Source organism: Streptomyces sp. NBC_01474 (genome assembly GCF_035918215.1).
In the GTDB taxonomy this organism is placed as follows: Bacteria; Actinomycetota; Actinomycetes; order Streptomycetales; family Streptomycetaceae; genus Streptomyces; species Streptomyces aureus.
Map to the genome: position 1 here is coordinate 5369408 of NZ_CP109449.1, position 13694 is coordinate 5383101.

The following is a 13694-nucleotide window of genomic DNA, read 5'->3' on the forward strand; positions in this document are numbered from 1 at the left end:
CGCGGACGACACGGCCACGACGATGCCCACGATCACAAGTCCAAAGATGATGGCTCCGATGATCACGCCCTCACCTTCCTCTCATTCCCCCGAGAACGCCCCCGTCGGGCGTGACTCGGGGATTCCCGGGCCCGTGCCCCGTCAAAGCAGAGTTGAGGAACTTCTGAGGGTCTTTCAGGGCGAAGCCCCGCCGCCGCCCGCGGAGCCGGTGGTGATGGCGCTATTACCGTCGCCGCCGTTGTACCCGCCGGCGCCGTCCGCGGTGATGGTCGCCGTCACGTTCGCCGGAAGGGTGAAGCTCTCCGGGGCGCCGGTGAAGGTGAACGTCCGCGTCAGACCGACCGCACGAGGCGCCTTCGCCCCAGCCGCAGCCGCAGCCGCAGCCCCAGCCGTAGTCGCAGCCGCACCCGCCGGGAGCAGTACGAGCCCGGCCAGCGCCAGCGCCATGCACAGGACCGTGGCGGTGCCCACGCCCCACCACCGCCTGCCCCCGCCGAACGCCGCCCGCCTCCGTCCCGGCGGTGCGGTCACGGGAAGCTGCTGCGCCTTTTCTCTGCTCACCGATGTCTCCGATTCCGTGTCCGGGTGTCCGGGTGTCCGGGTGTCGGCGTGTGACCGGCGGCGGCAGGCCAGACGCCTCGTGCCAGACAGCACACGCAGGCGCACTATATATGGTGAATAGATGCATAAACGGCAATGCGAAGTACATGTCGGAATAGGGAAAACCGTCGGGCGGCGGCGCGGCACCCCGTCCTGAAGGTGAGTTGAGGAACTCCGGACGTTCGGCGCAGGATGGCGGCCATGACCTCCAGCGCGCGCCCCCTGCTCAACCGCCGTCTCGCCGAGTTCGGGACCACGATCTTCGCGGAGATGTCCGCGCTGGCCACGGCGACCGGCTCGATCAACCTCGGCCAGGGCTTCCCCGACACGGACGGCCCCGAGGAGATCCGCGAGGCGGCCGTACGGGCGCTGCGCGACGGCCGCGGCAACCAGTACCCGCCGGGCCCCGGCGTCCCCGAACTGCGCACCGCGATCGCCGCCCACCAGGAGCACCGCTACGGCCTGTCCTTCGACCCGGACCGCGAGGTGCTCGTCACGGCCGGCGCCACCGAGGCCATCGCCGCCTCGCTGCTCGCCCTGGTCGAACCCGGCGACGAGGTCGTCGCGCTGGAGCCGTACTACGACTCGTACGCGGCGAGCATCGCGCTGGCGGGCGGCACCCGCGTCCCCGTCACCCTGCGCCCCGACGCCGGCGCCTTCCGGCTCGACCTGGACGAGCTGCGCGCCGCGGTCACCGACCGCACCCGCCTCCTGCTCATCAACACCCCGCACAACCCCACCGGCACCGTCCTCACGCGCGAGGAACTCACCGCGATCGCGGCCCTCGCCGTCGAACGCGACCTCCTGGTGATCACGGACGAGGTGTACGAGCACCTGACGTTCGGCGACGCCGGGCACATCCCGCTCGCCACGCTCCCCGGCATGCGAGAGCGCACGGTGACCATCGGGTCCGCCGGCAAGACTTTCTCGTTCACGGGCTGGAAGGTCGGCTGGGTGACCGCCTCACCCGAGCTGGTCACCGCGGTCCGCTCGGCCAAGCAGTTCCTCACCTACGTCGCGTCCGGCCCCTTCCAGTACGCGGTCGCCGAGGCACTCGCCCTGCCCGACTCGTACTACGACGCCTTCCGCGCCGACATGAGCGCCAAGCGCGACCTCCTCGCGGACGGTCTCGCGGCGGCCGGCTTCGAGGTGTTCCGGCCCGCGGGCACGTACTTCGTCACCACCGACATCCGCCCGCTCGGCGAGAGCGACGGCTTCGCGTTCTGCCGCGCGCTGCCCGAACGCGCGGGCGTCGTCGCCATCCCGAACGCGGTGTTCTACGACCACCGCGAGGCGGGCGCCCCCTTCGTACGGTTCGCGTTCTGCAAGCGGATCCCGGTGCTCGAAGAGGCGGTCGACCGCCTCAAGAAGCTCGCCTGAGACGCGGGTCCGAAGCGGTACCCCGATGAACGCGTGATCCAAATGGGACGGTTGCGACCGTACCCACACGCGGCTCTTCGTCATACCCTTGCTGGCTCGGGCAGCGACAGTACGACCGCTGCCGCGGGGACGCGTGAGGGGGACACGTGGAAGTGGCTCGACCGACTGCGGACATTCATCCGACGGGTGCCATCCGGTGGCGCAACCGCCGAGACGGCCATGCCTGAGCGCCCGTCCCCGTACCCGGCCTTTCCCGCGAGCGAAGAGCAGCTCGTGGAGGCGCTGATGCGGGTGTCCGTCATGGAGGACCGGCGCAGCCGCCGGATGTGCGTGGACCGGGCGCTGCACCGGCTCGGACAGCGCCTGTCCGTGGCCGAGTTCGGCGAGAAGAAGCCGCACATCGTCGAAATGGTGCGGGTGTTCGGCGCGGTGCCCCAGGGCTGGCTGCGGCTCGTGGAGGCCGTCCGGTACCTGGCGGACGACGATCTGGCCTCGCTCCAGGCGTCCGCCCTCGTGGAGTCGCCGCTGCCGCCGGCCGGCGACCCGGCGCAGCGGGCCGCGCTCGACCCGCTCCTGAGCGGCCTGGACCGCGGCTCCGTGCCGGACCTCGCCGACCTGTTCCGCCATGTGGCCGGGGACAGCTTCGGGCCGCTGCCGAGGACGACCCGTACGGCACGCGAGGCGTACGAGCTCCTGGAGCAGTGCAACGTTCCCTCGGACGGGATACCGAGGAGCGTGCGCTTCCTACACGAACTGGCCTATCTGGTCGGCCCGGAGCGCGGCGACCCGCTCCGGGTCTGGCTCAGCCGCCACATCCGTTCCCTCGCCGACGCGGGACCAGAGGGGCAGCGCATGCTCGACGCCGTCCGCTCCTCCACCGGGAGCTGGCGAAGAGACCCCGGCCGTGAAGCCTTCCTGGTGATCCGGCTCCAGCCGTTGACCGAGTCACCCGACCGTGTCGCACTCACCTGCTGGACGAGCCCCGGCAACGCGTGGGAGCCGCGCCAGCGGGACGACCGGGAGCTGCGCCTGACAGAGGTGCCCGACTGGGTCGCCACCCTCGTCGACCGGGAGGAAGAGCGGCTGCGCAACCACCACGGCGGCATCGTCGTGGAGTTCATCCTCTCCCTGGCGATGGCGAACACACCGGTGGAGGACTGGACCCGGCCGACCCCCTTCGGGTCGCGGCAGCCCGGCCTCGGCACGTCGGCCCCGTTCCGCCCTCCGCTGGGCATGGACTACAAGGTCGTCATACGCAGTCTGGAGCGGATGGAGGCGCGCCAGGTCCACCGGGTGTGGAACGCGCGCTGGGAGGTGCTGAGGAGCGGGGGCGCGGGGCGCGTGCACCGGTGCGAAACCGGCGCCGGGTCCCAACAGCAGGCGCTCTACGCCAAGTTGAAGCACAATCAGGCCATTGTGCTGATGACTCTTGGGTCGTCGCCCGACTCGGAACACGGGCTCAGCGAGCTGACGCTCGGCCTCCAGGCGGGCCTGCCGGTGCTGCTCTGGGCTCACCAGGGACCCCTCGACGACACCGAGCACGCGGAACTCCACAGGCTCGCCGAAACGGGTGCCTGGGACGACTTGTTGGAGACGGTCACGCGCTTGCGCTTCTCTCCCGGAACACGCGACGATGGGCCGGAGGGTTCCATCGACTCTCGTATCGCTGTGCTGTGGGACGATCCGAGCCGCCTTCCCGAAGTACCGGAATCAGCGAGTTGAAGACTTCCGGCCCAACCAGGTGTTCGGGCCAGGGCGGTTGGGGAGTACGGACGTGCACCGACCGGGCACGAACCAGGGTGAGGGGGAACGGTCGATGGCCGACAGGGATCCGCACGTTCCGGCACAGGCCGACGGCGCCGCGGCCGACCCCGGCGCATGGCGCATCTACCGAGGCACGGCGAGGCCCCGCGGCAAGGAGCCCGTGTCCCGCGAGTTACCCCCGCCCCCGCCCTGGCGCCGCTTCACCGGCGCACCCCTGATCTCCGATCCACCCCCGGGCGACGAGGACGAATTCACCCGCCGCCTCGGCCCGCCGGACGGCCCGGTCGTCCGCAAGGCGTCCGAGCAGGAACTCGATCTCGTCAATGCCGCGCTGTTCCTGCGCAGGCCGCTGATCGTCGCGGGCCCTCCCGGCATCGGGAAGTCGAGCCTCGCCCACTGCATCAGCCGTGAACTCTCCCTCGGCCGCGTCCTGCGCTGGTCGATCACCAGCCGCAGCACCCTCAAAGAGGGCCTCTACGCGTACGACGCCATCGGCAGAGTGCAGGAAGCGGCCACCCGCAGCGCCCTGCGCGGCTCCGAAGCCGGCGCCGCCGGTGATCCGGCACCCGACCCGGACGGCCTGAACAACCTGGGCGACTACGTCCAACTGGGCCCACTGGGAACGGCGTTGCTGCCCCGTAAGACCCCGCGCGTCCTGCTCGTCGACGAGTTCGACAAGTCCGACACGGACCTCGCGGGGGACCTGCTGAGCGTCTTCGAAGAGGGCGAGTTCCGCATCCCGGAGCTGGCCCGCGTGCGCTCCAGGCTCCCGGACGCCGAGGTGCACACGGACGACCCGGACGGCACGGCGGTCATCCACCACGGAGCGGTGCGCTGCGCCGCGTTCCCCGTCGTCGTGATCACGAGCAACGGCGAGCGCACGCTGCCGCCCGCGCTGCTGCGGCGCTGCCTCTACCTCGATCTCCCCGCGCCCGACGCGGGCCAGCTCGCGGCCATGCTGGCGGCACAGCTCTCGCAGGACGACGAGGGCCGCACGGCGATGATCCGCGACTTCCTCAGCCACGCGAGGACCGGCGGCTCGCTCGCCGCGGACCAGCTCCTCAACTCGGAGTTCCTGCGCACCACGCCCGCGGGCCCCGACGAGGGGTCCATGAGCACGCTGTTGCACGCGCTGTGGCGACGGCTCGACGAGGTCGGCACTGGATGAACCGGTCGCCCTCCCACGGCGGCGTGGCGGGTGACGGTATCGGGCCGGGTGCCGCATCGCTGGCCGAGGCGTCCCCGCAGCCGCACTGGTACGAGGCGGGCGAGGTCGTGTGGCTCGCCGCGCAGCGCTGGCTGCGGCTGAAGGACGCCCAGCGCGCCAGGCCACGGCCGGGCCGGCCGGTCGAGCTGCCCGAAGCGCCCGAGGGGGAACACCCGAGCCCCGAGGACCTCGACGCCCCCGTGCCGGAGCTCACGGAGGAACCCGTAGAGCAGCCCGCCCCCCTGACCGGGCCGCCGGCACCGGAACCGGATCCCGGCGGCCATGTGGACTCGCTCCTCATGAGCCTCGGGAACGGCTTCGCGCTCGACCGCTCGCGGGAGATCGAGAAGGCGCTGAATCCGCTGAAGCGGCGTATCGCCTCCCGGAGCCAGGTCTTCCTGAACGAGGAGGCCACCGCCGAGCTGCACGCCGAGACCGGCATGTGGCTGCCCCAGCTGGAGCCGGACCAGGAGCGCTGGCTGACCGTGACGCTCCTGGTGGACTCGGGCGACTCGATGCGGCTGTGGTCGCACACCGCGCAGCGCCTCGCCGAGACCCTGCACTGCTCGGGCGCCTTCCGTGACGTACGGACCGTGCGCTGGCAGGAGGACGGCTCCGGTGGCGAGGTCGCCGGAGGCACCGACGGCAGGCATCTGGTCCTCGTCCTCACCGATCTGCACGCCGATCACTGGGGCGACGGCCGCGCCCGGCGCAGGCTCGCCCGGTGGGGCCGCACGATGCCCGTCGCGATCGTCCATGTGCTGCCCGAGCACGTCTGGGCGAGGGCGGGCACGCAGACCAGCAGCCTCCTGCTGACCAGCCCGCGCCCCGCGTCCCCCAACCGCACCTGGACGGCCGAGCCAGTGGGCCTGGTCATGCCCACCGCCGACCTCTCGGAGCCCGACGCGTGCGACGGGGTCCGGCTGCCCGTCGTGACGCTGACCCCCGAAGGGATCGGCGGCCTCGCCCGCTTCCTCGCGCACGACAGCAAGGGCGGCTACACCGTGCGCGTCCTGGACCGGACGCCCGGCGACGAGACCGCCGTCGCGCGCAGGCCCGCCGTCACGCTGCCCGCCGACGTCCAGGTCAAGACCGTGCGGGCTCAGCTCTCCCCCACCGCGTACCACTTGGCCCGCCTCTCCGCGGCCGTCCCGCTCAACCTCGACGTGCTGCGCCTGCTCCAGGAGGGGCTGATCCCCGGGGCGCGGAACTGGCACGTGGCGGAACTGCTCCTGAGCGGGCTGCTGCGGCGCACGGAGGCCGAGCCGGGCGAGAGTGCCGGGCCGGGCGTCGAGCTCGAATTCGGCGACGGCGTGCGGCGGGAGCTGCTCTCGGACGGGACGCGCGGCGAGACGGCCCGCGCGCTGATGCTCGCCTTGGACCATTTGGCGGTCGCCGTACCGGCGTATGGGGAAGGCGTCGCCCTTCTGCGCGAGCCGGATCGCGCGCGGAGTGTCTCCATGGAAGCTTTACGGCCATGGATTTCGTCTATTCTGCCCGCTTTCGCGGCCATGGCCGGACCACATGCCACCGCCGCCAGAGAACTTGAGGCACGCCTCGACGAACCTCCACCTCCGGTGGCCACAGCCTCCGGAGAACCCAGTCAGTCAGGCGGTGGGGCCGAGCCCACCGCCCCGCCGGACACCGGCAACGAAGAAGGGGTCGAAGAAGTGAGCGGCTTGCAGTCCACCCAGGCCGGGTCAAGGGGTGACGCGCTGCAGAAGCCGCCCCCCGTCTGGGGCAACGTCCCTCCCCGAAACCGTGCCTTCACCGGTCGGGTCCAGCTCCTGGACGACCTGCACAGCAGGCTCCAGGAAGGAACCACGGCAGTACTGCCCGAGGCGCTCCAGGGCATGGGCGGCGTCGGGAAGTCCCAGCTCGCGGTCGAGTACGTGTACCGGCATCTGAACGAGTACCAGATCGTGTGGTGGATCCCCGCCGAACAGCCGCAGCAGATCCGGCAGTTCCTCGTCCAGCTGGCCAACCGGCTCGGTCTGAACGTCGGCAGCGGCGAGGCGAACACGGCGGTACCGGCCGTCATCGAGGCCCTGCGCGTCGGCGAACCGTTCAAGAACTGGCTCCTCATCTTCGACAACGCGGAAGACCCCGAATCCGTACGGGAGTTCTTCCCGACCAACGGCCCGGGCCGCATCCTCGTCACCTCACGGAACGCGCAGTGGGCCTCGTCGGCGCGCCCCCTGGAGGTCGACGTGTTCACCCGCGAGGAGAGCCGTTCGCTGCTCCAGATGAGAGCACCGAACCTGGACAACGCGACCGCGGACCGGCTCGCCGAGACCCTCGGCGACCTGCCGCTCGGCATCGAGCAGGCCGCCGTATGGCTGGCCGAGACAGGCATGCCCGCGGACGAGTACCTGCGCATGTTCGAGCAGCAGGCCAACGAGCTGATGGTCAGCGACCCGCCGGTGGACTATCCGCTGTCCGTCGCCGCCGCCTGGAACGTGTCCCTGGACCGGCTGCGCAAGAACCATCCCGCGGCTCTTCAACTCCTCCAGTTGTGTGCCTTCTTCGCGCCCGAGCCGATCTCCCGGCGCCTGCTCACCGGCGTCCGCGACGCCCCCGTGCCCCCGGAGCTCAGCGCGGCACTCAGTGACCCGATCCGGCTCGGCCGCGCCATCCGCGAGATCAACCGCTACGCGCTGGCGCGCATCAACCACAACACCAACACCATCCAGCTGCACCGACTGGTCCAGCGCGTCCTCATCAACCAGATGGCGGAGCCGCTGAAGTCGCAGATGCGCGCCGGCGCCCACCGCCTGCTCGCCAGGGACGACTCCGGTGAGCCCGCCGCGTCCCACCGGTGGCAGCAGTACGGCGACCTGCTGCCGCACGTCCTCAACAGCCGGGCCGTCGAGTCGACGGACCCGTGGGTACGGCAACTCGTCCTGAACGAGATCCAGTACATGTACTACTGGGGTGACCATCAGGGCTCCCTCGACCTGGCCAGGGAGACGTACGCCACCTGGCGCGCGGCCGACGGGGACAACGCCGAGCACGTACTCGCCGCGGCCAAGTTCTTCACCGACGCACTGCGCATCCTGGGCCGCTACTCGGAGGCGTACGAACTCGACCAGCGGACGCTGGCCGGGATGACCCAGGTCCTCGGCCCCGAGCACGAGTCGACGATCGACATCACCAGCATGCTCGCCTGGGACCTGCGGCTGCGCGGCGACTTCCAGGCGGCGCTCGAACTCGACAGGCACGCCTTCGAGACCTGCGAGCGCCTCTTCGGGCCCAACGACCCGTCGACCCTCCTCAGCGCCCACCGGCACGCGCTGAACCTGCGGTTCATCGGGCACTTCCGGGCGGCGCTCGCGCTCGACCGCATGACACACAGCCGCAAGGTCGCCGAGCTCGGCGAGAACGCGGCGTCGACGCTGGGGACGATGGCGTCGGTGACGTTCGACCTCCAGGAGGGCGGCGAGTACCTGGCGGCCCGCGACCAGGCGCGGGACGTCGAGGAGCGCTTCCGCAACAGCATGGGCGACACCCACCCGAACACGATCTCCGCGCTCCGGGTCCTGTCGGTGGCCGAACGGCGCGCCGGCCAGCACGCCCTGGCTCTGGAGCTCTCGGGCCGGTCCCTCGTCATGTTCCGCACCCGCTACGGCGACCTGTACCCGCAGACGGTGAACGCGCTCGCCTCGCACGCCATCGACGTACGGCACAGCGGCGACCTCGCCCGCGCACTCGAACTCGGGCAGGAGGGGTACGAGGGGTACGAGGCGCTGCTCGGCCCGGGGCATCCGCACTCCGTCGCGGGACGCGTCAACCACGCGATCTGTCTGCGCCTGGCCGGGCGGACCGAGGAGGCCCGGACGAGCAACGTGGACTCGCGGGAGAAGCTGATCGAGCTGATCGGCGAGGACCACCCCAACACCCTTTCCTGCACCTCGAATCTCGCCGCCGATCTGTTCGAGCTCGGCGAGATGCAGGCGTCGGTGGAGCTCGCCACGAGGGCCCTCGACCTGTGCCGCACCAAGCTCGGCGAGGACCACCCCATCACCCTCGCCACGGCCCTCAACCTGTCGCTCGGGCTGCGGCAGCTGCGGCGTGACGCCGAGGCGGACGAGCTGTACGCCGACACGGCCGAGCGCTACGGGCGCACGCTCGGCGAGGACCACCCGGCGACGACGGCGGCCGCGGACGGCAGGCCCGCGAACTGCGACATCGACCCGCTGCTGATGTGACGCCGCCGAGGTGACGTCGGCGGTATCGACATGACCCCGCCCGGGACCCTTCCGGGCGGGGTCAGCGCTGTGGCACGTCCGTCGCGGGCTGCGTGGTGAGCCCGGGGATCCGCGCCGCCCAGCGGGCCAGTTCCAGCGGGTCGGGCGTCCGCGCGCCGCGGGCCCGCTCCTCCAGGGCGAGCGCCCGCACCACCTCAGGGCGGTGCAGCAGGGCCGCGGCGGGGGCTCCCTCGCCGGACGCCTCCAGGGCGAGACCGAGACCGACCCAGGCCGGGCGGGTGCCGGGGGCACCGGTCAGGACGGCGCGGTAGCGGTCCACCGCGCGCGCCGCGTTCGCCGGCCCGCCGCGCAGGAGGCACATGTCCGCCTCGAGGAGCTCCGAGGACCGTTCGATGCCGGAGAGCCGGGCAAGGGTGTCCGGGGTGAACGTTCCTGCGTCGGCGAGGTGCAACCGCCTCAGTTCACAACGGAGTTCGGGCAGACGCAGCGGCGCGTCCCCGCGCAGCCGGGACGGCGGGGCGGTCCCCTCTTCTCCGGAAGCGCCGCCGAGCCGGCGGTCGGTGAGCAGGCCGGTGGCGGCCGGATCGGGCACGAGGTTGTGGCTGCACCACGTGGCCCGCAGATCGGCGAGTTCGGCTTGCGCCGGGGCGAGGGCCCCGGCCGGTACGTCGTCCCCGGCCCACGGGGCGGCCTGGCGCGCCATCCCGTCGACGAAGCGGCGGCCCCACGGGGTGAGCCCGGGCTGGTCCTCCAGCGTGCGCAGGGCGATGGCCACCGCGTCGCGCCACACGGCGAACTCGAAGTGCGCGAGGTCCGCGCGGGGGCCGGTGAGGGCGTGCCGTTCGGTGCGCCAGAAGTCGGCGACGCCGGTGAACGCGTACGTGCCGTGCAGCAGGCCCCACGGCGGGCGCGGGTCGGTGCGCCAGGGCGCGTAGAGCAGCGTGTCCTGCCGCGGCCCGCGCGCCGCCCTGTCGACGAGCTGGATCTGGTGGCTCAGGCCGTTGAGCACGGAATGCCGTGACTCGTGGACGAGGGTGACCGCGAAGTCGACGGCGTCGCGCGGCAGGGAGACCAGGGCGCTGCCGAACGCCTCGGCGTACGAGGCGCTGGAGGTGCGGAAGCGGGGCATGCCCGGCAGGGGCACGAGTGAGTTCAGGACGAGCGGCACCGTGCGGGCCGCGTCCGGGTGCCGGGCCCCGAGCAGGTGCGCCGCGTCGTGCAGATGCCGCTGCCAGGTGTCCGACTCTCCGTCCGTGAGCGGGGCCGGGGGCAGCCAGGGGGACCGGAAGTCGCGGTAGGGGTCGGCGTCGTCCAGGAGGACGCCGGGGCCCGGCTCACGCGGGGTCCAGCTCAGCAGGCGCGTGGGGTGCCAGCCGGGGGCGGGCAGGTACGGCGCGGCGGGCAGTTCGAGAGCGTGCGGGCCGAGCGTGACGCGGGCGGTGCCGCGCCCGTCCGTCTCCAGCGTGGCGACATCGTGGCCGCCGGGGGCGTCGTCCAGTACGGCGTGCCCGACCGTCGGCAGGATCACCCTGCCCGCGCGGGCGGGCAGGCGGACGCGCGCGGGAAGTCCCGCCCGCAGCGCGGCCGCCGCGGCGAGCGCGTGCGCGTAGCCCGCCTCACGCCACAACGGGGGTTCGTCGGGCCGGGGCTCGACGCCGCCCCGCAGCCGCCCCAGCAGGCGGACCGCCCAGACGCCGACCGGCGGGTGCCCGAGCACGCTCGCCACGGCCTGCGGATCGAGGGCCTCCGCTCGGGCCAGCAGCTCGAAGGCGTGCGCCAGCGGAGGTAGCGGCCCTTCGCCCTCGTCCGTCCCGCGATCCGCCTCCGCGGCGGCCAGGGCCCGCAGCATGAGCATGCGGCGGCTGCGTTCCGCCGCCGCGATACGGGTCCCGGTGGGTGCGGTGATGCGGCCGGTGGCGATGGCCTCCAGGTCGGCGACCGGCACGTGGTGCCGTGTCAGCACGGCAGGGCAGGCCGGCCGGGCGCGTCGGACTCGTCGCGTGGGGATGCCGGGCCGGACGGCACGGGCGGCCCGTGTTCGTGCCGTGGCTCCTGAGGCGCCGTGCCGCTGTGCCGTCCCGCACCGAGGTAGGGGTTGTCCTGGCCGCCGCCCACGACCTGCCCGACGGCGTACTCCGTCAGATGCTCGAGCAGCGCGTGCTGCGCCTCCGCCACCAGTGGGTCCCTCAGTGCCATGGCCTCCTGAAGGCCCCAACGGCTGAGATCGACAAGTCCGGTCTCGATGTCAGTCGTAGAAGTCCTCACGTCAAACTTCCCCCTGTCGGCTCCCGCTCGCGGCCCCGCGGCGCAGACCCACCTCCTTCCCATAGTGGCCCGTGGTCAGCCGCGCCGAAAGGGGCTCCGGTGGCCATCAAGGCTTGAATTGTTCGATTCATGGCCGTGGGAGGCGGCATCCGGTGCCGCGACACGCCGTTGACCGAGCACTCAACTGACGTGTCCCGTGGGGCAATTGATGCGTTCCGAAGGCACGGTCCCCCGGCTCCGCCACGTACACGATTCCTCTCGCCCCCGGGGCACGGTTTCCTGACGATCCGACATGGACTCCCCAGCGCCTCTTGTCACGCAGCCGCGCCGACGGTCCCCCATCCGCACCCGTGCGGACCCTCCCGGCTCGCGCGCCCCGCGAGGTGCCCGCAGGGTGCGGAGATGTGACCCAGCAGCAACTCGACCCGGCCCCCGCCACCGTCCCCGTCGCGGAGCCCGGCGCCGAACCACGTCCCCCCTCGGCCCGGCTCAGGGCCGCCGCCCCCCTGCTCACCGCACTGGGCCTGTTCGCCGTGGTCCGGCTCACCGGTGTCGTCGCGATGACGGTCGCCGCCTCGCTGACCGGAAAGCGTTCCGGCACCCTGCTCGGCCGGTCCTGGGACTCGCTCTGGTACCTGAGGATCGCCGCGAACGGCTACGGCCGCTCCGTCCACTACAAACCGGGCATCATCTTCAACGACCTCGCGTTCTTCCCGCTCTACCCCGGCCTGGTCCGCGCGGTGCGGACCGTGCTCCCGCTCAGCGGCGGCGCCACGGGGATGCTCATCGCCTGGACCGCGTCCCTGGCCGCGGCGGCCGGGATCTACGTGATCGGGGTGCGCCTGCACTCGCGGCCCGTCGCCGTCCTCATGGTCCTGCTGTGGGGGCTGCTGCCGCACTCCGTGATCCTCACGATGGCGTACACCGAGCCGCTGCTCACCGCCTTCGCCGCCTGGTCCCTGTACGCGGTCCTGACCGGCCGGTGGATCTGGGCGGGCACGCTCGCGTCGCTGGCCGGGGTGTCCCGCCCCAACGGCTTCGCGGTCGCCGCCGCGGTCCTCGTCACGGCGGCGTACGAGGTGATCCACAAGCGCGGCAGAAACGTTTCCCACAGGCTGTGGACAGGCGCCGCGATCGCCCCGCTCGGCTGGACCGGCTACGTCCTGTGGGTCGGCGTCCAAAGAGGCGATCCGCTCGGCGGTTACTTCGGCGTGCAGCGGGACTGGGGCTCGCGCTTCGACTTCGGCGTCGGCGCGCTGCGCGTCGTACGGCAACTGCTGCTCAAGGGCGACCCCTTCGTCTTCTCCGTGACGCTCCTGATCGTCGCCGCCGCGGTGCTGCTGTTCGCGCTGCTCATCGCCGAGCGGGCGGCCCCGCTGCCGCTAATCGTCTACAGCGGCGTACTCCTGCTCATCGCGCTCGGCGGCGCCGGCTTCTTCCCGTCCAAGCCGCGCTTCCTGCTGCCCGCGTTCCCGCTGCTGCTGCCGCTGGCCCTCGCACTGGCCCGAACGGCGAAAGCCCGGCCACGCAGCGCCCTTCTCGTGATGGGCGCCCTGGCCGGGCTCTCACTTACGTACGGGACGTATCTGGTCGCGTTCGCGCACAGGCCCCTGTGATCTGTTGCCGACGTGCCTACTCGTCGTCGGACGGCTTCTCGTCGTCGGCGGAGTCCACGGCCTGCTCCAGGCCGAGCTGCTCGACCAGCCAGCGGTCGAACTCGATGGCGGCGCGCACCCAGCTGACCGTCGACGACACGAAGTGCTCCAGGCTGACACCCGTACCGATGAGCATCTGCGCCTCACCGATGAGGCGGACCGTGCCGTCGTCGTGGGTGTGGCTGTAGACCTTGGGCCACAGGGTGCGGCGGTTCCAGTCGTCGATGGTCTCGAGGAGCGCCGGCTTGGTCTCGAGGTCGTGCGGGCGGTCGTAGAACGTCCGCACCGAGAAGACCTGCTGGTCGTCCTCGCCGCGGAACATGAAGTACGTGCGGAACTCCTCCCACGGAGCCGCGAGGTCACCCTCTTCGTCGAGGACGTACTTGAGCTCCATCTGCTCGAGGAGCTGCTTGACGAGGTCCTGATCGGGGACGACGGGGCCCGCCGGTCCTGAGCCCTGCGGCTGCTGGGGCTGTCCCCCGAAATTCGGAATCGAGGACGGGTCGATGCTCACGTGCTTGGTCCCTTCGTACGGATTCCGCCATCCTCCCCCATGCCGGGTGGGAAGTGACAACCCCCAGCCGGTTGGATCGGACCGAGTTGCGGCCACGGCGT

9 protein-coding genes are annotated in these 13694 nt (G+C 71.9%); 5 read left to right on the forward strand and 4 right to left on the reverse strand.

All coding sequences use genetic code 11. The features are described from left to right. Nucleotides 1-174: 174 nt before the first annotated feature. Entirely contained in the window at nucleotides 175-447 is a 273-nt protein-coding gene (locus tag OG758_RS24665; protein WP_326711963.1) for a hypothetical protein, read from the reverse strand. Between the two features lie 345 nt (nucleotides 448-792). Here OG758_RS24665 and OG758_RS24670 point away from each other — a divergent pair, with 345 nt between their 5' ends. From OG758_RS24670 to fxsT, 4 genes are all read left to right on the forward strand, one after another. Then, a complete protein-coding gene (locus tag OG758_RS24670) occupies nucleotides 793-1980 on the forward strand; it encodes a pyridoxal phosphate-dependent aminotransferase (RefSeq protein ID WP_326711964.1) in 1188 nt (395 codons plus the stop codon). A 219-nt stretch (nucleotides 1981-2199) separates the two neighbouring features. Further along, a complete protein-coding gene (locus tag OG758_RS24675; protein WP_326711965.1) occupies nucleotides 2200-3702 on the forward strand; it encodes a VMAP-C domain-containing protein in 1503 nt (500 codons plus the stop codon). Between the two features lie 94 nt (nucleotides 3703-3796). Continuing rightward, nucleotides 3797-4912 (forward strand): AAA family ATPase, encoded by a 1116-nt coding sequence (locus tag OG758_RS24680; protein WP_326711966.1) that lies wholly within the window; start codon nucleotides 3797-3799, stop codon nucleotides 4910-4912. Next, nucleotides 4909-9159 (forward strand): FxSxx-COOH system tetratricopeptide repeat protein, encoded by a 4251-nt coding sequence (gene fxsT / locus OG758_RS24685; RefSeq protein ID WP_326711967.1) that lies wholly within the window; start codon nucleotides 4909-4911, stop codon nucleotides 9157-9159. The genes OG758_RS24680 and fxsT overlap by 4 nt, the downstream gene beginning before the upstream one ends. Nucleotides 9160-9220: 61 nt before the next feature. On the opposite strand, the gene OG758_RS24690 is transcribed toward fxsT, so the two are convergent. Both OG758_RS24690 and OG758_RS24695 read right to left on the reverse strand, forming a co-directional pair. Then, complete coding sequence (locus OG758_RS24690; RefSeq protein ID WP_326711968.1) at nucleotides 9221-11122, reverse strand: HEXXH motif domain-containing protein; 1902 nt, start codon at nucleotides 11120-11122, stop codon at nucleotides 9221-9223. After that, nucleotides 11116-11355, reverse strand: coding sequence for a hypothetical protein (locus tag OG758_RS24695; RefSeq protein ID WP_326711969.1), 240 nt, complete (start codon nucleotides 11353-11355; stop codon nucleotides 11116-11118). Before OG758_RS24695 ends, OG758_RS24690 begins: the two co-directional genes overlap by 7 nt. 473 nt (nucleotides 11356-11828) lie before the next feature. Between OG758_RS24695 and OG758_RS24700 the strand changes: the two genes are divergently transcribed. Beyond that, the gene (locus OG758_RS24700) at nucleotides 11829-13040 is read left to right on the forward strand and encodes a mannosyltransferase family protein (protein WP_382060550.1); all 1212 of its coding nucleotides are present in this window, start codon (nucleotides 11829-11831) and stop codon (nucleotides 13038-13040) included. A gap of 16 nt (nucleotides 13041-13056) precedes the next feature. Here the strand turns inward: OG758_RS24700 and OG758_RS24705 are convergent, their stop codons facing one another. Next, nucleotides 13057-13593 (reverse strand): YbjN domain-containing protein, encoded by a 537-nt coding sequence (locus OG758_RS24705; RefSeq protein WP_266561997.1) that lies wholly within the window; start codon nucleotides 13591-13593, stop codon nucleotides 13057-13059. Nucleotides 13594-13694 lie beyond the last annotated feature (101 nt).

Excerpts from the sequence above, each read along its gene's own strand:
- OG758_RS24665 (WP_326711963.1), bottom strand. The coding sequence starts at position 447 with ATGGCGCTGGCGCTGGCCGGGCTCGTACTGCTCCCGGCGGGTGCGGCT.
- OG758_RS24670 (WP_326711964.1), top strand. The coding sequence starts at position 793 with ATGGCGGCCATGACCTCCAGCGCGCGCCCCCTGCTCAACCGCCGTCTC.
- OG758_RS24675 (WP_326711965.1), top strand. The coding sequence starts at position 2,200 with ATGCCTGAGCGCCCGTCCCCGTACCCGGCCTTTCCCGCGAGCGAAGAG.
- OG758_RS24680 (WP_326711966.1), top strand. The coding sequence starts at position 3,797 with ATGGCCGACAGGGATCCGCACGTTCCGGCACAGGCCGACGGCGCCGCG.
- fxsT (WP_326711967.1), top strand. The coding sequence starts at position 4,909 with ATGAACCGGTCGCCCTCCCACGGCGGCGTGGCGGGTGACGGTATCGGG.
- OG758_RS24695 (WP_326711969.1), bottom strand. The coding sequence starts at position 11,355 with ATGGCACTGAGGGACCCACTGGTGGCGGAGGCGCAGCACGCGCTGCTC.